This is a genomic window from Haloarchaeobius amylolyticus, from assembly GCF_042678045.1.
GTDB classification, from domain to species: Archaea; Halobacteriota; Halobacteria; order Halobacteriales; family Natrialbaceae; genus Natrinema; species Natrinema amylolyticus_A.
Window position 1 is genome coordinate 100,284 of sequence record NZ_JBHUDI010000004.1, and the last position, 21,622, is coordinate 121,905.

General features: G+C 62.6%; 22 protein-coding genes. 8 read left to right on the forward strand and 14 right to left on the reverse strand.

Going from position 1 to position 21,622, the window contains the following annotated elements; all coding sequences use genetic code 11:
* Positions 1 to 62: 62 nt before the first annotated feature.
* From truA to ACFR99_RS06730, 6 genes are all read left to right on the forward strand, one after another.
* Positions 63 to 902 (forward strand): tRNA pseudouridine(38-40) synthase TruA, encoded by an 840-nt coding sequence (gene truA, locus ACFR99_RS06705; RefSeq protein WP_390285612.1) that lies wholly within the window; start codon positions 63 to 65, stop codon positions 900 to 902.
* An 82-nt stretch (positions 903 to 984) separates the two neighbouring features.
* Positions 985 to 1,221 carry a hypothetical protein gene (locus ACFR99_RS06710; RefSeq protein WP_390285614.1) on the forward strand — a complete coding sequence of 79 codons (237 nt, stop codon included), beginning with the start codon at positions 985 to 987 and terminating at the stop codon, positions 1,219 to 1,221.
* Positions 1,222 to 1,341: 120 nt separating this feature from the next.
* On the forward strand, positions 1,342 to 3,135 hold the full coding sequence (gene pepF, locus ACFR99_RS06715) for an oligoendopeptidase F (protein ID WP_390285616.1): 1,794 nt from the start codon (positions 1,342 to 1,344) through the stop codon (positions 3,133 to 3,135).
* Positions 3,136 to 3,257: 122 nt separating this feature from the next.
* Complete coding sequence (gene pan2 / locus ACFR99_RS06720) at positions 3,258 to 4,490, forward strand: proteasome-activating nucleotidase Pan2 (RefSeq protein WP_390285618.1); 1,233 nt, start codon at positions 3,258 to 3,260, stop codon at positions 4,488 to 4,490.
* 107 nt (positions 4,491 to 4,597) lie between these two features.
* On the forward strand, positions 4,598 to 5,077 hold the full coding sequence (locus ACFR99_RS06725) for a pyruvoyl-dependent arginine decarboxylase (protein ID WP_390285620.1): 480 nt from the start codon (positions 4,598 to 4,600) through the stop codon (positions 5,075 to 5,077).
* 67 nt (positions 5,078 to 5,144) lie between these two features.
* A complete protein-coding gene (locus tag ACFR99_RS06730) occupies positions 5,145 to 5,543 on the forward strand; it encodes a DUF5811 family protein (protein WP_390285622.1) in 399 nt (132 codons plus the stop codon).
* Position 5,544: 1 nt separating this feature from the next.
* On the opposite strand, the gene ACFR99_RS06735 is transcribed toward ACFR99_RS06730, so the two are convergent.
* The 11 genes from ACFR99_RS06735 to ahaH all read right to left on the reverse strand — a co-directional run bounded on the left by ACFR99_RS06735 (position 5,545) and on the right by ahaH (position 16,711).
* Positions 5,545 to 5,949, reverse strand: a complete 405-nt coding sequence (locus ACFR99_RS06735; protein ID WP_390285624.1) for a DUF6276 family protein — start codon at positions 5,947 to 5,949, stop codon at positions 5,545 to 5,547.
* A 56-nt stretch (positions 5,950 to 6,005) separates the two neighbouring features.
* Positions 6,006 to 6,761: a V-type ATP synthase subunit D gene (locus ACFR99_RS06740; protein ID WP_390285625.1), complete on the reverse strand. Its 756-nt coding sequence runs from the start codon at positions 6,759 to 6,761 to the stop codon at positions 6,006 to 6,008.
* Positions 6,762 to 6,908: 147 nt separating this feature from the next.
* Positions 6,909 to 8,522 carry a long-chain-fatty-acid--CoA ligase gene (locus tag ACFR99_RS06745; protein WP_390285627.1) on the reverse strand — a complete coding sequence of 538 codons (1,614 nt, stop codon included), beginning with the start codon at positions 8,520 to 8,522 and terminating at the stop codon, positions 6,909 to 6,911.
* 188 nt (positions 8,523 to 8,710) lie between these two features.
* Positions 8,711 to 10,126: an ATP synthase subunit B gene (locus tag ACFR99_RS06750; RefSeq protein WP_390285629.1), complete on the reverse strand. Its 1,416-nt coding sequence runs from the start codon at positions 10,124 to 10,126 to the stop codon at positions 8,711 to 8,713.
* A gap of 2 nt (positions 10,127 to 10,128) precedes the next feature.
* Positions 10,129 to 11,892 carry an ATP synthase subunit A gene (locus tag ACFR99_RS06755; protein WP_390285631.1) on the reverse strand — a complete coding sequence of 588 codons (1,764 nt, stop codon included), beginning with the start codon at positions 11,890 to 11,892 and terminating at the stop codon, positions 10,129 to 10,131.
* Between the two features lie 3 nt (positions 11,893 to 11,895).
* Positions 11,896 to 12,228: a V-type ATP synthase subunit F gene (locus ACFR99_RS06760; RefSeq protein WP_092930529.1), complete on the reverse strand. Its 333-nt coding sequence runs from the start codon at positions 12,226 to 12,228 to the stop codon at positions 11,896 to 11,898.
* Complete coding sequence (locus tag ACFR99_RS06765; RefSeq protein WP_390285633.1) at positions 12,225 to 13,292, reverse strand: V-type ATP synthase subunit C; 1,068 nt, start codon at positions 13,290 to 13,292, stop codon at positions 12,225 to 12,227. The genes ACFR99_RS06760 and ACFR99_RS06765 overlap by 4 nt, the downstream gene beginning before the upstream one ends.
* Positions 13,289 to 13,870 carry a V-type ATP synthase subunit E gene (locus tag ACFR99_RS06770; RefSeq protein ID WP_390285635.1) on the reverse strand — a complete coding sequence of 194 codons (582 nt, stop codon included), beginning with the start codon at positions 13,868 to 13,870 and terminating at the stop codon, positions 13,289 to 13,291. The genes ACFR99_RS06765 and ACFR99_RS06770 overlap by 4 nt, the downstream gene beginning before the upstream one ends.
* Before the next feature lie 21 nt (positions 13,871 to 13,891).
* Positions 13,892 to 14,149, reverse strand: coding sequence for a hypothetical protein (locus tag ACFR99_RS06775; protein ID WP_390285637.1), 258 nt, complete (start codon positions 14,147 to 14,149; stop codon positions 13,892 to 13,894).
* Positions 14,150 to 14,151: 2 nt separating this feature from the next.
* Positions 14,152 to 16,392: a V-type ATP synthase subunit I gene (locus tag ACFR99_RS06780; RefSeq protein WP_390285638.1), complete on the reverse strand. Its 2,241-nt coding sequence runs from the start codon at positions 16,390 to 16,392 to the stop codon at positions 14,152 to 14,154.
* Positions 16,379 to 16,711: an ATP synthase archaeal subunit H gene (gene ahaH / locus ACFR99_RS06785; RefSeq protein ID WP_390285640.1), complete on the reverse strand. Its 333-nt coding sequence runs from the start codon at positions 16,709 to 16,711 to the stop codon at positions 16,379 to 16,381. Before ahaH ends, ACFR99_RS06780 begins: the two co-directional genes overlap by 14 nt.
* 157 nt (positions 16,712 to 16,868) lie before the next feature.
* On the opposite strand from ahaH, the gene ACFR99_RS06790 reads away from it, so the two are divergent.
* A complete protein-coding gene (locus tag ACFR99_RS06790; RefSeq protein ID WP_390285642.1) occupies positions 16,869 to 17,492 on the forward strand; it encodes a methyltransferase domain-containing protein in 624 nt (207 codons plus the stop codon).
* A gap of 6 nt (positions 17,493 to 17,498) precedes the next feature.
* Here the strand turns inward: ACFR99_RS06790 and ACFR99_RS06795 are convergent, their stop codons facing one another.
* Positions 17,499 to 18,008 (reverse strand): type IV pilin domain-containing protein, encoded by a 510-nt coding sequence (locus ACFR99_RS06795; protein WP_390285644.1) that lies wholly within the window; start codon positions 18,006 to 18,008, stop codon positions 17,499 to 17,501.
* 112 nt (positions 18,009 to 18,120) lie between these two features.
* Positions 18,121 to 19,326, reverse strand: a complete 1,206-nt coding sequence (locus ACFR99_RS06800) for a DUF7096 domain-containing protein (protein WP_390285646.1) — start codon at positions 19,324 to 19,326, stop codon at positions 18,121 to 18,123.
* Positions 19,327 to 19,495: 169 nt separating this feature from the next.
* Here ACFR99_RS06800 and ACFR99_RS06805 point away from each other — a divergent pair, with 169 nt between their 5' ends.
* Positions 19,496 to 20,815 carry a helix-turn-helix transcriptional regulator gene (locus tag ACFR99_RS06805; protein WP_417398434.1) on the forward strand — a complete coding sequence of 440 codons (1,320 nt, stop codon included), beginning with the start codon at positions 19,496 to 19,498 and terminating at the stop codon, positions 20,813 to 20,815.
* A 91-nt stretch (positions 20,816 to 20,906) separates the two neighbouring features.
* Here ACFR99_RS06805 and ACFR99_RS06810 read toward each other — a convergent pair whose 3' ends face one another.
* Positions 20,907 to 21,596 (reverse strand): hypothetical protein, encoded by a 690-nt coding sequence (locus ACFR99_RS06810; RefSeq protein WP_390285650.1) that lies wholly within the window; start codon positions 21,594 to 21,596, stop codon positions 20,907 to 20,909.
* Positions 21,597 to 21,622: the final 26 nt, after the last annotated feature.

The window sequence follows — 21,622 nt, forward strand, 5'->3', positions numbered from 1 at the left end:
TTCGTCTGGCCTCACAGCGAACAGTATAACATGCTGGCCCCGCTGGATCGACTCGAGACGATATGCCTCTCCGCGCGTTCCGGATCGCCTACGACGGCACGGACTACTACGGCTACCAGCGCCAGCCCGACGTCCCGACCGTCGAGGACGCAATTTTCGATGCCCTCCGGGCGCTCGGAGTCCTCGAGTCCGACGCCGACAAGCCCGACGGCTACGCTGCCGCCGGCCGCACCGACGCGGGCGTCTCTGCGCTCGCCCAGACGATCGCGTTCGAGGCCCCCGACTGGCTCACGCCGCGGGCGCTCAATGCCGAACTCCCCGCTGGCGTGCGCGCGTGGGCGAGCGCCGACGCGCCCGACGGGTTTCACGCGACCCATCACGCGAGCCGCCGGGAGTACACCTATCACCTGTACGCACCGGCCGACGACTCGCCTGGTCTCGACACGCCGCCCATCGATGACGAGCGCTTTCGGACGGCCTGTGGGGCCCTTTCGGGTACCCACGACGTCCACAATCTGACGCCGGACGACCACAACACCGAGCGCTCGCTGACGCTGTCGGCGGCTCGAGACGGTGACTACCTCGTCATCACCGCCAGCGCGGGAGGGTTCGCACGCGAACTCGTCCGGCGACTCGTCTCACTGGCCCGCGAGATCGGGACCGGCGAGTCGCCCCGTGCGAAGCTCGACCGAGTCTTCGACCCCGAGCCACTGCCCGGTCCCGAGGGGATCGCGCCGGCACCACCGGAGCCGCTCGTCCTGACCGACGTCGTCTATCCCGACCTCACGTTCGAGATCGACGCGGACGCAGCTGCGAGCGCTCGCGCCGTGTTCGACCGCCGTCGAATCGATCGGCGGACGGGAGCGCGGGTCGCTGGACAGGTCGCTGATGGAATGCGGTGAGAGCGAGAGCTGGCTCGAGCCACCTCTTGTCTATCGGCCCTGCGTGCGAGCGTTTTTTACCACCGAACACACACCTCGGAGCATGGAACTGTCTCCCGAGGAGTACGGTGCCTACTGGCGCGCGTCTATCCGCGTCGCTGCAGGCATCCTCGTGTTCTTTTTTGGACTCCGTCTCACGTCGCCGCTGCGAACCCATCCCGCGGTCGGCGCATCCGTCCTCGGGGTCGTCTTGCTCGTCTTGCTCGCGCTCGCCGGGACGTTTCTCGCGATACTCGGGGTCGCCCGCGTCGTCCGGACCGCGGTCGACGTCGAAACGTAGGTGGTGCTCGGTCGAGACCGCTCGAGCGCTCGTTATGTCTGCCCCGTCGAGGGAACGCCGCCGAGACACGCCGTGAAAGGGTCCGACACGCTTTACCCCTGGGACTCCGAAACCGGGCCTATGAGTTCCGTTCCCGACCGCTCCGAGGTCGACGAGGAATATACTTGGGACCTCGAGAGCATCTACGCGACCGACGACGACTGGGAGGCCGCCTACGAGGCCGTCGCCGAGCGCGTCGCGGACCTCGAGGCCTACGAGGGACAGACGACTGCCGACGCCGAGACCCTGCTTTCGGTCCTCGAGTTGCGCGACGAGATCATGCGCGAGGTGTCGACGGTCGCGGCCTACGCCCGTATGCGCCGCGACGAGGACACGACCGACCAACACTATCAGGCGCTGACTGCGCGCGCACAGTCGCTTGCGGCCGACGCCCAGTCCGCCGCGTCCTTTATCGACCCCGAACTCCAGGAACTGACCCGCGAGGAGTTCGATGCGATGATCGAGGAAGAGTCCGAGCTGGAGACCTACGACCACTACGTCGACGACGTGCTCCGGATGAAACCGCACACGCGCTCGGCGGAAGTCGAGGCGCTGCTGGCGGACCTGAGCGAGGTGACCGGCGCGACCGGGGAGGTCTACACCATGCTCTCGAACGCCGACATGTCGTTCCCGACCGTCGAGGACTCCGAGGGCGAGGCCGTCGAGATCACCCAGAGCAACTTCACCAACCTGCTCAAGCGACCCGATCGGGACTTCCGCAAGCGCGTCTACGAGAACTACTTCGACGAGTGGGAGTTGGTCCGGAACACGGTCGCGGCGAGCTACAAAAACAGCGTCAAAGCCGACGTCAAGACCGCACAGGCGCGCAACTACGATACCGCACGCGAGGCCGCCCTTGACGGCCCGAACGTCCCCGTCGACGTCTACGACACGCTCGTCGACACCGTCCACGATAACCTCGACAAGCTTCACCGTCATGCCGACCTCAAACGGCAGGCGCTGGATGTCGAGGAACTGCAGATGTGGGACCTCTACATGCCCCTGACCGGTGACGAAGGCCCGGACCTCGAGTACGACCAGGCGGCCGAGTACGTCGTCGACGCGCTCGCGCCGCTGGGCGAGGAGTACCAGTCCCGCGTCGCCGAGGGGCTTGACTCCCAGTGGGTCGACGTCTACGAGAACGAGGGCAAACAGTCGGGCGCGTACTCGGGTGGCACCTACGACACCCAGCCGTTCATTCTGCTGAACTACCAGCAGGACATCGCCTCGATGTACACCCTGGCCCACGAACTCGGCCACTCGATGCACTCCGAGCTCACCAAGGAGGAACAACCCTACGTCTACTCGAGCTACGAGATTTTCGTCGCCGAGGTCGCCAGCACGGTCAACGAGGCCCTGTTGACCAACCACTTGCTCGAGACAGTCGACGATCCCGAGTTCCGAAAGCACGTCCTGAACGAGTTCCTCGAACGTGTGCGCTCGACGCTCTATCGCCAGACGCTGTTTGCGGAGTTCGAACACGAGGCTCACCGTCTCGAGGAAGACGGCGAACCGCTGACCGCCGACCGCTTAGACGACCTCTATCGCGGACTCAAAGAAGAGTACTACGAGCCCGCCGCAATCGACGACCGAATCGCCCGCGAGTGGATGCGCATCCCCCACTTCTACCGCGCCTTCTACGTCTACCAGTACGCGACCGGCATCTCCGCCGCGCTCGCGATCGTCGACGATGTCCTAGAACGGGGCCAGCCCGCCGCCAAGGACTACCTCGAGTTCCTCCGACGGGGCTCCCGCGAGTACCCGCTCGAACTCCTGCGGATCGCCGGCGTCGACATGAGCAGTTCGGACCCGATCGACCGCGCGCTCGAGACCTACGGCGAGCGCTTGGACGAGTTCGAGTCGCTGCTCGACTGATCGGCGTCGGTTCCACGACCGATCGCTTGCACTCGCCGGGCCGACAGTACCCCCATCTCACTGGCCTGCCTCCGCGACCCAAAGGCACATTTACCGTCCACATCTTATCGGCGTATATCAGGATGTCTCGAAGCCCGTCTATTCCCGACCGACCTCACCGCGATATCGACTCCGATCTTCCCGACGACGAGCGGCTCGAGGCGCTTCGCGGGCACTACGAGGACCTCGTCGACGTCAACGAGCAACTGTCGGCCCAGCTCGACGACGCAGAGGACCGCCGCGAGCGCTTGCAGGGGAAAGTCGATCGGATCGAACGCGAAAACGAGATGTTAAAGAGCTCGTCGCTGTACATCGCCACCGTCGAAGACGTCCTCGACGACGAGCAGGTCATCGTCAAGCAACACGGCAACAATCAGGAGGTGCTCACCGACGTCTCCTCGCGGATGGTCGACCGCGTCGAGCCCGGTGACCGCGTTGCAGTCAACGATTCCTTTGCGATCCAGACCATCCTGAACGCCGAGACTGACGCGCGCGCCCAGTCGATGGAGATCACCGAAAAGCCCGAAGTCACCTACGACGACATCGGCGGCATCGACGAACAGGTCCGTGAAGTCCGCGAGGCCGTCGAGCAGCCACTGGCCGAACCCGAACTGTTCGCCGAGGTCGGTATCGATCCACCGAGCGGCGTTCTCCTGTACGGCCCGCCGGGCACCGGGAAGACGATGCTCGCCAAAGCCGTCGCCCACGAAACCGACGCCACCTTCATCAAGATGGCCGGCTCGGAACTCGTCCGCAAGTTCATCGGCGAGGGTTCGCGACTCGTCCGCGACCTCTTCGAGATGGCCCGCGAACGCGAACCCGCCATCATCTTCATCGACGAGATCGACGCCATCGCCACTCGTCGAACGGAGTCCAAGACCTCCGGCGACGCCGAGGTCCAGCGGACCATGATGCAACTGCTCTCCGAGATGGACGGCTTCGAGGCCCGCGGCGAGATCCGCATCATCGCCGCCACCAATCGCTTCGACATGCTCGACCGGGCCATCCTCCGCCCCGGCCGGTTCGACCGCCTCATCGAAGTGCCCGAACCCGACGAAGCCGGGCGTGAACAGATCCTCGAGATCCATACCCGCAACATGAACGTCGTCGACGACGTCGATTTCGCCGAGCTGGCCGCCGAGACCGATGGTTACTCCGGTGCCGACATCGAGAGTCTCGCCACCGAAGCCGGCATGTTTGCCATTCGCAACGACCGCGACGAGGTCACCCACGCCGACTTCGTCGACGCCTTGGAGAAGATCGAAGAGGACGACTCGAGCGACGTGGTCTCGTCGGCCGGGTACTTCTACCAGTAGGCTGCCCCTCGACGCTTTTTGTGGTGATTGGAGACGCGCGATCGCCACCAACCAGTCTCTTCCACTCGGATCGCAACGCCTTACGCCGCTCGGCCCCCAGTTCGGATATGAGCACGATTCGAGTCGTCTGGGGGACCGCGTCGGGCCCCACGGCGATGTCGTCCTACGACGCCGCGCTCGCCGAAGCCGGCGTCGAGAACTACAACCTCGTCTCGGTGTCCTCGGTAATCCCCGCCGAGACCCACGTCGAAGCTGTCGGTACCGCACCCGATCTCGGCCCCGCTGGCGAGCGCCTGACCGTCGTCGAGGCGCGGGCGACCACCGCCGGTCCCGGCCGCGCGAGCGCCGCGCTCGCGTGGTCACAGTCCGTCGACGACGGTCCGGGACTGTTCTACGAGACGTCCGGCGAGATGGACCGCGAGGACGTCGGACGCCGGGTCCGCGAAGGGCTCGCCGCGGGACAGGACCTGCGCGACTGGGAGTTTACCGAACCGCGCGTCGCCGTCGAGAGCAGCCAGGCCGATTCGGGCAGGTACACGACCGCAGTCGTCCTCGCAGTGTACGGCGAAAGCGACCCGATCCTGTAACCCGCTCGACCGTTCGAAGGCGAACCCTTTTCACCCGGCAGTTCGTTGCTACGGGTACACACTTCTCATGAACGGAAATACGCCGTACGCAGGGCTACCGGGCGAGACTGGGGCTGGGCAGCGTGCCGCGGCGGACGTTCCGGATCTCTCGAGTGCGCAAAAACGACTTCTCCACCGTGACGTCTCGCGGATCGCTGCGCGCACACGCGAGTTCCTCCCTAACGAATACGTTGTCGACGCCGACGTCTCGAGCGGCATGACCGGTCCGCAGGTCACCGTCGCCGTCCGGCCGCCGGTCGGTCATGCGGTCAGCGCCGGCTTCACGCCTGACCTCGAGGACGCCGTGGCTGCCGAGGAGGTCATCACCGACGACGAACGCGACGAGGTCGCCCGTGGGCTGGCAGCCAGTGCCGCCCTGCAGGTGAAACAGGCCGTCAGCGATAGCGTGCGGCCGACGGGGAAGTAAGTTAGTAGAGCAGTTGCTCGAGCTGGTGACGTCGCCGCTCGAGATCGATTGCCGGGTCGATCGATGGATCGGCGATCAGCCGGTCGAGCACCAACAACGGATCCGTGCCGGCTCGTTCGACTTCTCTAAGCAATAGTTCGATTGCGGTGCGGTTCGTCGCGAGCGACGAACACAGACCCAACGCGAGCGCAAGCGGGACCGCACGCTCGGGTTGGGTCGGAAACGTATCACTGACGCGTGAAAAATCGGGCTCGTTTCTCGCAGCCGGTTCCCGATCCGAAGCCGGCTCGAGGGTCAGACAGTGCGGACAGAACGAAACGACGCTGGCTTCCGATGGCGCGTCCGTGCGGTAGTCCTCCGGAACGGAAAACGAAATCGTGGCCGTCTCGCAGTTGGAACAGGCCATCGGAATCGAAGTCGGTGGTTGAGGGTCGGTCGAGTGACGGTGTGATACCCAGTCCGTTACTGGTTGGCCGCGGGGGATTGTGCGGCGGTATCGGGCTGGACGTCCTCGAGTTCCTCTTGCGCTGCGTCGGCCGCCTCGGCTTCGGCTTCGGCTTCGGCCGCTTCGGCTTCACGCTCTTCCTTCTCCTCGGCTTCTTTCTTCTCTTTGATCTTCTTCAGACGGAACGTCTCCTCGCGTTCCTGCTCTTCGAGTTTCTGCTCGATGTACTCCTGGTTCTCGTAGAGTTCCGGCAGGAGCTTGAACTCGAGGGCGTTGACGCGACGCTTGGTGGTTTCGATCTCTCGGAGCATCTTCTTCATCGCCGTCTCGACCTCGGCGGCGAGGATGATGCTCTCCAAGAGATCCTCGTAGGCCTCGGCGGCCTCGTCGATGCGGGCAGAGGTGCCCATGATCCCGTAGCCGCGCTGATCCAAGCTCTTCGAGACCCGCGAGGACTCGATCTGCGGGACGACGACGCCCATGATATTCTTGGACTCGGTCGTGATCTCGGGGTGTTCCTGCAGTGCCGCTGCGGCACCGCGGACGGCGACGTCACCCTCCATCGCACGAGCCATGTTGATCTTCTGCTGGGCTTCCTCGTAGTCGTCGGCGAGGTCGCCGCGGACGTCCTGGGCTTTGTCCAGGATGTCCATGAACTCCATGATGAGCCCGTCGCGTTTCTTCTCGAGCGTGCCGTGTCCCCGCTCGGAGAGCTCGATGCGATCCTCGATCGCCATCAAGTTCTTGCGGGTGGGCTTGACATCGTTGGCCATCTTGTGGGGGGATAGCAGTCCCAGTCGGATAACTGTTTACAGTTTCCGCGCGTGCTCGCGCCCGTGTAAGGGAATTGTGTGATGACCGATGCCGGTCGGCTGGTCCCGTCGGCGGTCAGAGGTGGGAGTCGAACCGAGACGGCCGCGTTATCCCTGTCCAACCATTCGTTCTTCGTCTTCCCACTCTTCCTGCCGGAGTTCGTACTTCTGGACTTTACCCGTCGCCGTTGTCGGCAGCTGCTTGACGAACTCGACCCGATGGACGGTCTTGTAGCCTGCGAGGTTTTCCCGAGTAAACTCCTCGAGTTCTGCTTCGGTCACTCCAGGCTCGTTCGGATCGCCGCTTGCGGGAACGACGAACGCCTTCGGCGTCTCGCCCCACTCGTCGCTGGGGGCCGGAATCACCGCCACGTCAGACACCCCGGGGTGGTCGAACAGGGTGTCTTCGAGTTCGATACTCGAGATGTTCTCGCCGCCGGAGATGATTATGTCTTTCTTGCGGTCCTGAATCGAGATCATCCCGTTCTCGTCAATGGTGGCGAGATCACCCATGTGGTAGTAGCCCTCGATGCGGTCGGAGAACGCCTCTTCGGTCGCCTCGGGCTTGCCCCAGTATTTCTCCATGATCTGGTTGCCGCGGACGACGACCTCGCCGAGCGTCTCGTCGTCGCGTGGAACATCGTTGCCGTCCTCGTCGACGACTCGGATTTCGGTGCCGAGATAGGCCAGACCTTGCCGTTTCTTGATCCGGAACCGGTCGTCGCTGTCGTCGTCGAAGTGCCGGCGAGCGTCGGAGGTGGTGATCAGTGGTCCGGTCTCGGTCGCGCCGTAGACGTGTTTCATGTACCAGCCGAACTCGTCTTCGACGGTCCGGATCGTCGCCTCCGGCGGTGCGCTGCCGGCGGTCGCGAGTCGAACGTCCGCGTCACCGATCGTCTCGGGGTCGTTCTCCTCATAGTAGTCGATGAGCATGTTCAGCACCGTCGGCGCACCACACATGTAGGAGACGTCCTCCGAGCGGACGGTCTCGAAGATCTCCCCGGCGTCGATCCCGCGCGTACAGACGTGTTTTGCACCGATCCCCGTCACTGCGAAGATGTGCCCCCAGCCGTTCGCGTGGAACATCGGCAGCGTCCACAGGTAGACGTCGTCGTCGGTCAGCTCTTGGTGGCCGACCGTCAGGTAGGCGTGGATCGTCTCGCAGCGATGGGTGCGGCAAACCCCCTTCGGATCGCCCGTCGTCCCCGAGGTGTAGTTGATCGTGATGATCTCGTCTTCGGCCATCTCCGGGCGGTCGTAGTCGGTGCCCGCCTCCTCGAGCACCGTATCAAATGCTTCCCAGTCACCGTCGACGGCGTCGGTATCGTTCGTGATGAACGTCTCCGTCGGCACCTCGTCACGGATTTCCTCGATCCTGTCGGCGTAGTCGTAGTCGGCGTAGATCGCGTCGACACCCGCATCCGACAGGATATACGCGAAGTCGTCCGGTGTCAGCCGATAGTTCAGCGGCGTGTGGACCGCCCCCGTTTGCATGATCCCGTAGGCCGCCTCGAGATGATAGTGTGTGTTCGGGTCCAACACCGCCACGCGGTCGCCTTTCTCGATGCCTCGTTCCTGCAGTGCCGCCGAGAACCGATCGGCGCGCTCGCCGAGTTCGTCGTACGTGAACCGCTCCCCCGTGGTGGCGACGACCGCCTCGTCGTCACCGTAGTGCGTCCGTGCCCGGTCTAAGAACTCCGGAACGAGCAGTGGTTTGTGCATGCATACCATAGATTGTTAACGACCTATACGATAGTTTCGATCAGGCACGTTTCTTACACGAATCGCTGCGCGCGTCGCTCGGCGAGAAATCAGTTATTAGTCGTGATCACTCGAGGGGCAACTCACAGAGAAGAGATACAACTCGCGGCTAACATGAAAGAACAGAACGGAACGGAGCGAGCGGCCGTTCAGTCAGCCTGCACGGCTTCGGCCGTCTCGTCTTCGCGGTAGTGCTCTTCGATGAGCTCCTCGTCGATCCGGTTGAGTTCCGTCTTCGGCAGGTCCGAGAGCAGGTCCCAGCCGAGCTCGAGCGTTTCGTCGATCGAGCGGTTGGTGTCGTACCCCTGCTGGACGAACTCTTCCTCGAAGCGGTCGGCGAAGTCGAGGAACTTGTTGTCCCGCTCGGAGAGTGCTTCGCGACCGACAATATTCACGAGGTCGCGCAGGTCCTCACCTTCCGCGTACGCGGCGTACATCTGGTCGGAGACGTCGCCGTGGTCCTCACGCGTGAGGCCCTCGCCGATCCCGTCGTCCATCAGCCGCGAGAGGCTCGGCAGGACGTTGACCGGCGGCTCGATCCCCTGGCTGTTCAGGTCCCGGTCCATCATGATCTGGCCTTCGGTAATGTAGCCAGTCAGGTCCGGGATCGGGTGGGTGTCGTCGTCGCCGGGCATCGTCAGGATCGGGATCTGCGTGACCGACCCTTCCTTGCCCTCGATTCGACCGGCACGCTCGTAGAGCTGTGCCAGGTCAGTGTACATGTAGCCGGGGTAGCCACGTCGACCCGGAACCTCCTCACGTGCGGCACCGATCTCGCGCAGTGCCTCACAGTAGTTGGTCATGTCCGTCAGGATGACCAGCACGTGGTAGTCCTTCTCGAAGGCCAGGTACTCGGCCGTCGTCAGGGCGAGTCGCGGCGTGACCTGGCGCTCGACTGCCGGGTCGTCCGCGAGGTTCATGAAGACGACGGACCGCTCGAGCGCACCGGTGCGCTCGAAGTCGTCCATGAACTCGTTTGCCTCTTCGGCGGTGATCCCCATCGCACCGAAGATGACGGCGAATTCGGAGCCGTCGCCGTCCTCGCCTTCTTCCTCTTCTGGCACGGTTGCCTGTCGGGCGATCTGGAGTGCGAGTTCGTTGTGGGGCAGCCCCGAGCCGGAGAAGATCGGCAGCTTCTGTCCGCGAACCAGCGTGTTCATGCCGTCGATGGCCGACACACCGGTCTGGATGAACTCCTCGGGGTACTCCCGGGAGTAGGGATTGATCGCTTCGCCGACGATGTCCTGTCGTTTGTCGGGGACGATCTCCGGGCCGCCGTCGATCGGGTTCCCGGAGCCGTCGAGCACCCGCCCGAGCAGGTCCTCGGTGACGGGCATCTTCATCGTCTCGCCCAGGAAGCGAACGGAGGCGTTGCGGTCGATCCCGCCCGTGCCTTCGAACACCTGGATCGAGACGATACCCTCGCTCGATTCCAGCACCTGTCCGCGAAGGGTGTCGCCCTGTGGGGTCTCGATTTCGACGATTTCGTCGTACCCGACCGGCTCGTCGACCTCGGCGAACACCAGCGGACCGCTGATTTCCGTGATAGTCTGGTACTCTTTCATTGTTAGTACAGTGCGCGAAGTTGTTCTTGGAGGTCGTTCTCGATCTCGTCGATGAACTCGTTCCACTCTTCGGCCGTGCCCATCCGGTTGAGCCGCGGCGCGGCATCGACGTCCTGGATCTCCTCGACCGGGACGCCAGCCTCGAGTGCCTCGAAGGCCTCGTCGCTGAACGTCTTGATCGCCTGGAGCATCCGGTAGGTCTTGTCGGGTTCGCAGTAGGTGTCGACGTCGTGGAGTGCGTTCTGCTGGAGCCACGCCTCACGGAGGTATCGTGCGACCTCGAGCGTGAGCTGCTGGTCTTCCGGCAGCGCGTCCTTGCCGACGAGCTGGACGATCTCTTGGAGTTCGTCTTCCTCGTCTAGCACGTCGACGGCCCACTGACGAACCTCGGGCCAGTCGCTTTCGACGTTCGATTCCCACCACGGGTCGAGCTGATCCTTGTACAGCGAGTAGGACTCGTTCCAGTTGATCGCCGGGAAGTGCCGCCGTTCCGCGAGGTCGGCGTCAAGCGCCCAGAACGTCTTGACGATACGCAGGGTGTTCTGGGTGACCGGCTCGGAGAAGTCGCCGCCCGGTGGCGAGACCGCACCGACGACCGAAATCGAGCCTTCGCCGCCGTTGATCAGCTGGAACTTGCCGGCGCGCTCGTAGAACTCGGAAAGCGCAGCCGCCAGATATGCGGGGTAGCCCTCTTCGCCGGGCATCTCCTCGAGTCGGCTCGAGATTTCCCGCATGGCCTCTGCCCACCGCGAGGTGGAGTCGGCCATCAGCGCGACGTCGTAGCCCATGTCACGGTAGTACTCCGCGATCGTGATTCCAGTGTAGATACAGGATTCACGGGCTGCGACGGGCATGTTCGACGTGTTGGCGATGAGGCAGGTCCGGGCCATCAGCGGGTTCCCGGTCTGTGGGTCCGGCAGTTCCGGGAAGTCCTCGATGACCTCGGTCATCTCGTTGCCACGCTCGCCACAGCCGATGTAGACGACGATGTCCGCGTCGGACCACTTGGCGAGTTGCTGCTGAGTGACGGTCTTCCCGGACCCGAAGGGGCCGGGAATCGCCGCCGTCCCACCCTTCGCGAGCGGGAACAGGCCGTCCTGAATGCGCTGCCCGGTCACGAGGGGCTCGGTCGGCGTCTCCTTCTCACCGGCGGGCCGGGCTTCACGGACCGGCCACTCCTGGTGCATCTGGATCTCTTCGCCGTTGTCGAGTTCGACGACGGCCTCCTCGACCGTGAACTCGCCGCTCTCGATCGACGTGACTTCGCCGCCTTCGTAGTCCGGCGGCACCATGACCTTGTGGTCGATGGTGACGGTCTCTTCGACGACCCCGACGACGTCGCCGGGCTCGACCGTGTCGCCTTCCTCGACTTCGGGCGTGAAATCCCACTTCTTCTCGAGGTCGATCCCGGGGGCGTCGACCCCACGGTCGAGGAACGCGGTCCCCATCTTCTCCTCGAGGACGTCGAGCGGGCGCTGGACGCCGTCGTAGATAGAGTCCAGCATGCCGGGTCCGAGGTCGACGCTCAGGGGCTCGCCCGTGTTCTGGACGGGTTCGCCCGGGCCGACGCCGGATGTTTCCTCGTAGACCTGAATCGTGGTCAGGTTCCCTTCGATCTCGATGACCTCGCCCATCAGTCCTTCGTCGCCGACGTAGACGACGTCGTTCATCCGGGCGTCGAGGTCCGCGGCGGTCACGACAGGACCGCTCACGCTTTCGATTACACCGTCTTCGTCGACGGATTCGATGTCTTCTGCCTGGCTCATAGTTTAGCTGTCTTCGTCCTCTTCCATCAGGTCGATACCGATCGCGCGTTTGATCTGCTCGCGCAGGCCGCCGCCACCGGTGCCGCTCCCGATCGTGACGACGACTGGCTCGACGCTCGTCTCGACCTCCTGGCGAACGTTACGCGACAGGTGCTCGAGGTCGTCGTCGTGCATGACGACGATCCCGACGCCCTCGTCTTCGAGAGCGGCTGTCGCGGCGTCGTCTAGCTGTTCGTCTTTCTCGTCGTCCGGCACGTTCTCGAACCGGCTGACTCCCGCGAGGCGGAAGCCAGTCGTAAACTCCGGGCTGCCGACGACTGCGATTTCCTGGCTCATAGCACCACCAGTTCCTCTTCGATCTCGTTTTCGTCGAGTCCGACCTCTCGGCCCCGTGCGATGGCACGGATGTTCTCGACCTCGCGTTCTTTCGCGAGGATGTACGACAACACGGCCGAGACCGAGGTCGGGTAGATGCTCGAGAGCGTATCCGAGTACTCGAGCAACGCAGCGTCTAGTGCGTGCTCGAACTGGATAAGGCTGTCAGCATCGCGCAACTGATCGAGCGCCTCCGAGAGGCGGTCGCCGTAGCGGCGGTTCTCGGAGATGTGATCGACGAGCGCGTCGTAGTCGCCGACGAGCCGATTGAGATCGGACTCGTCGAACAGGACGCCGCCGTCGATGTAGTAGGCCGCGGGATCGAGGTCGGCCCCGCTGCGGGCGAGCCGCAACGCGTTCCGGGCGTTCCGGAAGTCGATCTCGGCCTGCAGGAACTCGATGTAGTTCGCTATCGGGCCCTCCTGTGGCTCAGCGCCCGGACCACGGGAGACGTCTGCGAGCAAGTTCTCGTAGAACTCCCGGTCTAAGGCGTTCTCGAGGGGGACGAGTGCGCCGGTCTCTTCGTACTCCTCGAAGGCCTCGGTCAGCGCTTCGTAGTACATCGTGCCGTAGAGCACTTCGATCGCGTCCTCGATCGTGTCGGTCTCGATGAGGCGATCGACCGTCCGGTCGTCGAGTTCGCCGGCACGGATGAGGTCCGTGCGGATCTCCTCGGGAGCGGTGTCGGTGTAGATCCCGCGGAAGATCGTCTTCAGGTTCCAGACGTCGAACTTCCGGAGGTACCGAGCGATGAGGTCGTAGAGCCGTCCCTGCGACCAATCGATCAGATCCTCGAAGTGCTTTGCGAGATTGCGGTTGAGCGCGTACTCGATCAGGTCGACGCCGGAAAAGCGCGTTCCGAGCTCGTTGATCTCGCGTTCGTACTCGGTCTCCTCCATGAACCGCGCGATCTCGCTCGGCCCCATCCGGATCAGCTTGCGATAGTCTTCGTCCGAGAACAGCGAGGCTCGGCGTGACCGAACGCGAGCGTTCACGTATTCCGGATTCGAGGCTCCTGCGCTCATTGCTCGAAGAGTCGGTTGCTGATCTCCTGAAGGTTGTCTTCCCACACGTCCTCGAGAACCGAGTCGAACGTGTTGTTGACTCGGACGCGGGACTGCTCGCTCTCGACGACGACGCCGCCGAGACAGTCGACGTCGCCGGCGTACTCGTAGCCGTCGTACTCGTCGACGATCGACTCGAGCAGTGCCTGGTCGTCGCTGCGACCGTAGACGCTGACGTCGTCGCCCGCGTCGAATTCGACGCTTGCGGCCTCGAGCAGCTCGCGGGTCAGTTCCTCGCGAGTGTCGCCCTCGAGGCCAGCGAGTTCGTCCTCGACTGCCTCACGGACCTCTCCGAGGACATCACGGCGGGCCTCCAGACGCTTTTGTTTCGCCTCCAGTTTCGCACTGGAGAGACGCTGTTCGCGGAGCTGGTCGATTTCGCGCTCGACCGCCGTTTCCGCGTCCGCGAGGATCTCCTCGGCGTCGGACTCGGCGGCCGATTCGATCTCCTCGGCGCGCGTTTCGCCCTCCGCGCGGATGTCCTCCGCACGCGCGTTGGCCTCTTCTCGAATGTCTTTGACGACTGTGTCCAAACTCATTGGTGAAGAAGGGGGTTGCTTTTACACGATGAAGACGACGACCAGGGCCAGGATCACGAGCGTCTCTGGGAGGACGGTCATGATCAGGCCTGGAACGAACATGTCGTCGTCTTCAGCGATGGCGCCGACTGCAGCTGCGCCGATACCACGCTCGGCGTAGCCCGCCGCGAGCGCGGCGAGGCCGACAGCGATCGCCGCTGCGCCAGCGTTTTCGAGGGTTGGTCCAGCCGCCTGTTCTGCTTGCAGTGCAACATCCGCCGCGAGTTCAAGTCCACTCATTGTTAGTAGTCCTCAATGTGGTTTCGATCGGTTCCGAACGGTTCGTAGTTCTCCCCACCGCCTTCATAAAACTTGTTAAAGAATTCGACGTACTCGAGACGAACGGCCTGTAAGCCGGCGCTTGTCACGCCAAGTGCTAGCACGACCACGTGTCCGAGTACGAGAATCACAAGTCCGCCGATCAGGGCTGCGGTGCCCGAGTGCATGAGGCCGCTGAAGACGACCTCGGCACCCTCGCCGTAGTGTTCGGCGACGTAGCTCGGCTCGTGCGTTCGAAGGAAGTGGAACTCTCCATCGGGGTCCTCGTAGGCACCGAAGAACAGCAGGTTGACCACGAACGCCATGCCGGCCTTCGCGAGCAACACTGCGCCCATCCGGGTGTACGAGAAGACGTTCACGACGACGTCGAGCGCTTCGACGGCCTCGACGGGTTCGCTGACGATCAGCATCACGAGTCCGACCAGGAACGCCAGCAGCGGGACCGACAGCGGGAACTCGAGACCTGGGACGGTGAAGAGTACCCACTCCGGGAACCCGGCAAAGCCGATCGGGAACGGTCCGCCACTTGCGAACGTCTCGAACAGGAAATCCGGCTTCGCGGCCTCTGCCTGTTTCGAGAAGATCCAGACCCAGATTCCGTTGAGCATCAGGAGCCAGGATCCACTGTGGAAGAGGGCATCTTTGAAGCCGTGGCTGAGGTTCTCGAAGAAGTCCAGGATGTATCCAATGTTGAGATGGAGGATCCCGAACATCACGCTAATGACCATCCAGCCAAGCGCGAAGTCGGCGGCTGCCGGCTCGAGTCCCTTGTTCAGCGGGAGCCAGTCGATGCCAAGCGTCTGGTGCCAGACGATCTCTCCGAGGACGTGCAGGCCGAAGATCTCGCCGTACACGAACCCAAAGATGGTCGTGAACAGACCAGCCCAGACGGCGACACCGCCGAGACTGGAGATCGCGTCGTTGTCGACCTGGGTTACCATGTAGCCCCCGATAGCCATGTAGATGACGCCGTAGCCGGCGTCACCGATCATGAACCCGAAGAACAACGGGAACGTCAGGAACAGGAAGATCGTCGGATCGAACTCACTGTATTTCGGCATGCTGACTGCCTGTACGAGCACTTCGAACGGTTTCGCCGGACCCGGATTGTCCTGCACCGTCGGCGGCTCGTCGCCCATCGTGATCGTCGAGCCACCGTCGGTAACCGCCTTCTGCTGCTGGTCGTCCGCTTCGGCGGGTGATTCGTCTTCTTCGTCGGCCGCCGCGGGCGCGCCCTTCTGGACGTCTTCGGTGTGGGCGTGTGCGCCGTGGCGGTCGTAATCGGCCCGCTCGAGTTCTTCGATCTCGACGCTGTCGCCGACGGCGTCGTCTAACGCAGCGACGAGTCGATCGTACTCGTCGGTCGGGATCCAGCCTTCCGCGATGAACGCTCGATCGGTCGTCGCGAACTGCAGCGGCGCTTCCGCCTGCTGGACCTCGATCGTCAGTCGCTCTTCGACACGCAGGAGGAAGTCGGCCTCCTGCTGTTTGATCTCCTCGAGTTCCGCGTCGAGTTCTTCACGCTGGGCCTCGAGGGACTGCTTTTCGTCCTCGAGGTCGGCGACGTACGCCTCGGGGCTCTGTTCGGTCTCGGGCACCTCGTGTCGGGTGACGTCGACACCGACCAGCGCGTCGTCGATCGGCGCCTCGTCGGCGTCGTCGGTGGGTGCGGCGACGATCGCCACGACGTCGCCACCGGTGAACGTCTCGAAAGCCCGAATCTCGTCGGCGGCGGCGACGGCATCCTCGATCGCGTCGACGTCACCTTCGACGACGAGTACGTCGACCGTCTCGTACCCCGACAGCAAGTCGAGGTCGATGCCCAGTTCCGCGAAGGGCGCGACGCGGTTGATCTTCTCGTCGACCTGCCGCAGTTCGTTGGTGATCTCGCCGCGGCGATCGTCGAGTTCGTTGACCCGCGTGCGGATCTCCTCGAGTCGCGCTTCCCAGTCCTCGTCGATGCGCCCCGGTTCGGCCTCGTCGGCCGACAGCTCCAGGGTGCTCTCGAGGGCGCGGACGGTCACCAACTTCTCGGACGCCTCGTCGGCGCCGGCGATGGGATTGCCGTTGTCGAAGCCCTCCCACGAGCCGTCGTAGTCCGAGAGATGCACCAGGTTCAGTCCGTGGATCGTCTCGATGACCGTGGGCATAACGCCCCGGGAACCGGTCACCGAGACCTTGCTCATCCGTTCAGGTCTGAGCATGGACGTCCTCCTGGAACAGTTCGACGACGTGGTCGGTCACTTCGTCGACCCGGTCTCGGGCGCGCTCGGCGAGTGCCTCGCGCTCCTGTTCGCCTTCTTCGAGGACCTGCTCGCATTCCGCATCGATCTCTTCGCGAGCCTCCTCCAGGCGGCGCTCTTTTATCTCCTGCGCCTCCTGTTCCGCTTCTGTGCGAATTTCCTCGGCACGTTTCCGGGCCTCGGCTATTCGCTCGTCGCGGTCGTTTTCTGCCAATGCGACGATCTCGTCGGCCTCGTCTTCGGCCGACTTAATTCGTTCGAGAACCTCTGGCCTCGGCATACTCTAAGCAATCAGACGTTTGCCAGAGCGTGTATATGGTAGTTGCGAAAGTGACTCAGTGGCTGTCGTTCTCGAACATCCAGTAATAGCTTGTTAGGTGCATCTCATAGCGCCGGGAACAGCAGACATATGTCGATCGGATCGAAATCCATCACTAATGGGACTTCTCGAGAACAAGGCCCGTGCCCGACTGTTTTATAAGTACCTCTCGCGGGTCTACGATCAGGTGAACCCCTTCATCTGGACCGAGGAGATGCGCAACGAGGCCCTCTCCCTGCTCGAGTTCGAGGAGGGAATGACCGTCCTCGACGTCGGCTGTGGGACCGGCTTCGCGACCGAGGGACTGCTCGAGCACGTCGACGAGGTCTACGCGCTCGACCAGAGCGAACACCAGCTCGAACAGGCCTACGAGAAGTTCGGCAAACGCGCCCCGCCGGTGCACTTCCATCGGGGTGACGCCGAACGACTCCCGTTCGCGACGGACACGTTCGACGTCGTTTGGTCGTCGGGCTCGATCGAGTATTGGCCGAACCCGATCCTCGCGCTCCGGGAGTTCCGCCGCGTCCTCAAACCCGGCGGACAGGTACTCGTCGTCGGCCCGAACTACCCCGACAACGTCGTCAGCCAACTGCTAGCCGACTCGATTATGCTCTTCTACGACGAGTACGAAGCCGATCGGATGTTCAAGACCGCCGGCTTCGAGGACGTCAAACACGCCTTCATGGGCCCGTCGTACGACCCCGACGTCGCGATCACGACGATCGGCCGCGCGCCGGAATAGCGGCGCTTAGCTCGCTGTCGTCTCGAGTGTTGCCACCTGTCGATCGTCGACGGCGAGCGTGACGGTGACCGAATCGCCTGCTGCAAGCGTCGGACTGTTCGTCTCAGCGATCGAAACGCCGGCACGCTCCCCTGCTGTCCACGTCGAATCGCTTTTCGCATTGAACGGGCCGTCGGGCGCGCCATCGAACCCGCGCGCGCCGACGAACGGAATCGGCGGTTGTGCGGTCAGCTCCGTGCCGTTGATTGCAATCGTCACCGACAGTGTCTCGACGTCGAGGTCATCTCCTGCGAGGTGTTCGATCACGATCGCAGCGCGGTCGCCGTCAGCCGAGAGTTCGAACGTCGCGGTTGGGCTGGTTGGCTCAAGCGACCACACCCCTGCGCCGACTGCGACGACGGCTGCCAGACAGACGGTGAGTGTGATCAGGAGAGCAGTGCCAATGATCGGACTGATAGCACGCGTACCACTTGCGATTGGCCCCTGTCGATAACGACCGTCTTGCGCTCCGTTCATTGAATTCTCTGGCTGTTCTTTCACATATAAATCACGGCCCGCGGTTGCCGAGGAATCGACGATCGCTTCTCACCGTCTCGATGTGGGGAGTTCCCTTCGTTACACTCCGATATCAGGTGCCGCCCGTGATCGTCGCATTGACACTTTCAGTTGTTGTCTCTGCTTTCAACCGGTAATCATTCTGGGGCTGAACGATCCATAGATGCCCGTCCTCGTCGGTCATGCCGAGTTCGACGCCATCGACAGTGATCGTCGCCTGCACAGGATCTCCGGTTTCCGAATCCGTCACTTCTACCTCGAGAGGTCCGTTCGCTGGCGTTTTCGTGATCGTCATCTCGAGTTCGTCTCGGGACCACGTCTGGTTATCCACCGTGGGGAGCGTGGGTACAGATAGCTCCTGTATCTCGCGATAGACGTCACCTGTCTCGCTATCGAAATAAAACTCGAGTCGACCCTGATCGTGGGCGATCTCTGCCCAGTAGTAGTCAGGACTGTTGTCCTGGAAGTGGGGCCCGAACTCGCTCGCCCACGGATAGAGCTCGTCGATATGATCGTACGCTTCTCCGTTTTCGAACCGATCGGATCCCGACTCGGCACGGTTATCGAACCGGCTCCGCTCAACGAGATATTGATTTCCGTCGATCATCGAGATGCTGTATCCGTTCTGTGTGGTCGAAATGAGGACCTTGTGTGGGTCGTTCTCAGCTGGCAGGTTACGTTCGAGGTTCGACCGCAGCACCGTCTGATGCGACTCGAGGGCTTTGTCTTCGGCGCGTATCTGACTCGCCGAAAGCGAGTAATCCGGGACCCGTTCGGCTCGATCGTCGATCACACTGATCTGTTGGGACAGGGCCACCGCTTCGTTCTGGTTCCGTAACAGCGTCTGAAGCAACGCGGCTGACGAACGCTCACCGGCAGCGTGCTCTCTTACGGCGGTTCGTTCGCGCTCTTCGAGTTCGTCTGCTTGTCGTGTGAGCCGTTCGTATGCCGTCTCGAGCATCGCTGCTCGTTCCTCGGCGCTCGCCTCGGCGAACTCGTCGTCGACGAGTACGTACTGGCCGTGATCAACCCGTAGTTCGTCGTCAGCGCTTGCGAGCGTCGTTCCGAGACCGGTGGCGGAGTTCGTATGCTCGCTTCTGACGTCGTCGTCAAGTTCGAGGCGGTTCGTTGTGTTCGTGACGTCCGTTTGCAAGGAGGGGTTTCGCTGGACGGAGGCATGAGATCCGTCTTCGGGGGCAGGCGCCGCCGCGGTAACGGTTACCGAGGGCACCGAAAGGATGAGGAGGACGACAAGGAAGGTAGAAGTCACCTTGTTCATCGCGCCACCGTTTGGGCTCCTGATATAAAAACAGGTCGTCTATCGTTACGGACGTGAAATACTGTCTTCAGACCGGCTAACTATATCTTATACCCTTCAGTACCGTTCCTAACGTTTTATTTTTCAATGGAAAGTGTTTTTTCCCCCGGGAAACCACCCGTTGATACGTATGCGGATTTCCACTGCCGCCGCAGTCGCCCTCACAGCCCTCCTCGTTACGTCCAGTTTAGGGGCAGTGGCCGCCACATCGTCGAGTCCCACGTCGACGACCGTCGAGCGGTCCCCCGCAGCGTCGTTTTCTACCCCTGCTTTTGAACGATCTCACCCTGCCCCGTCGATCTCATCACAATCAACTGCTGAACCATTGGATCGTCCCGATACCTGGCAGGTGATTCGGATTCGGATCACGGACGACGGAAACGCGAAATGGACGGTTGAAAGCCGATTTCTCGTGACAACCGAAGCCGAGGCTGAAACCTTCGAGGACTACGCCAACGAGGTCAGTTCGGGACAGCGAACCGAACCGTACAACCGCCAGCTATTCCAACCACACGTAGATCTCGCGGCCGAGTCGACCGGTCGTGACATGACGATCGAGAACGCAGGCTGGGATGACCCCCGAATCGAACGAATCGAAAACGAGGGTGAACGATCAGCGGATGCCGAGACCGTCCGGGTCGGGATTATGTCCTATTCGTTTACCTGGACGAATTTCGCGACAGTCGACGGCGATCGGATTCACGCTGGTGACACCCTCCGGACGGCCGGCCTGTTCCGGACGCTGGATTCCGGTCAGCGACTTATTATCGAACCACCTGACAACTATGGCTTCGTCGAGGCACCGACGAGCACCGTGGACGGCGCGCTCGTCTGGAACGGTCCCCATCAGTTCGACACGGACAGCCTCGAGATCACAATCATCAAGGGCGCAGGCTCTGGCTTACCGCCCAGCTCAGGTACGGGCTGGCTTATCGCCTCGGCTCTCGGACTTGTCATCCTTGTTGGTGGTGGAGCCTATCTCGTCACACGGCGAACCGAGGACGCCGACGACTCGATCTCGGTCGATCGGCTGTTGACGCTCGAACATCTCCGATCTCTCGAGTTAACAGAACGGTTGGGCCGCCGTGAGAGCCCCGTTGATGATTCCGGTTCCACCGGGACCGCTGAGGACGGCGAGCTCGCGAACGCTGCCGCTGAGTCGCCCGAACCATACACCAACGAGTCTGGAACTCACCTCGAGTTCGAGGAGTCCGACCTCCACGACATCGACCCCGAACTGTTGAGTGACGAGGAGCGCGTGCTTCGCCTGCTCAAACAGAACGGCGGTCGGATGAAACAGGCGTCTATCGTCTCGGAGACTGGCTGGTCGAACGCGAAGGTGTCACAGCTCCTGTCGAAGATGGACGACGATGACGAGATCGAGAAACTCCGCATCGGACGCGAGAACCTCATTACGTTGCCGGGCGTCGACCTGACCGATCTCGACTGATCGGCCTGGCTCGTCACAGTCGATCCGGAGTCGATGCCTATAGTAACAACTGAAACGCTTCACACACTGACTGTCAGTGGCTACTATCGTTCTAGTCCTCGGTCGAGTCCGAGTCGGGTGCGGTCGAACTCGAGTCGTCAGCATCTGTGTCCGGGTTGTACTGAATATCAGTGCTCACCGCACCGTAGATATCGTCCCAGTCTTTGTCCTCGTCCATCAGGAAGACCTCGACGGTCAGCGAGCCGGCGCCAAATTCTTCGATACCGGCCGGTCGAACGTCGATGTGGAACGTCCCGTTTTCGTCCATCTTGACCTCGTCCGTCCGTTCGATAATCTTCCGGTTGCCCTCACCTTCGTTGATCTTGACGAAGAAGTACGGCTCGCCCTCCACGTCACCGTGTTCCGGCGGATCGACGTTCTCCATGCTGGTGTTGGCGACGACCTCGAGGTTAAAGTTTGAGTACCCGTCACCGCTCTCCGCGGGCTCTTTGTCGACGAATTCGACGGATTCGATACGGTCCTCGCGTTTGTCTTCCAGTGGCCGATTCGGTTCTTCGGGCGGATACCACGCTGCATCTGCGGTGTCGTCGCTGCTATCCGTGCTCGTGTCTTCTCTGGTTCCGTTCACTTGATCGTCGGGTTCGGTTGCGCCCGTCTCAGTCACCGATTCCGTGTCGGTCTCGTTTGTCGGCTCACCCGCTTGAGAGCCACCGAGGGCACTACACCCGGAGAGAGCCACGAGCAGTGCAACCACGACAACTGCGGCGTTTCGGAATTGCATCGTAGTTCCGTCTTCCGAGACAGTCG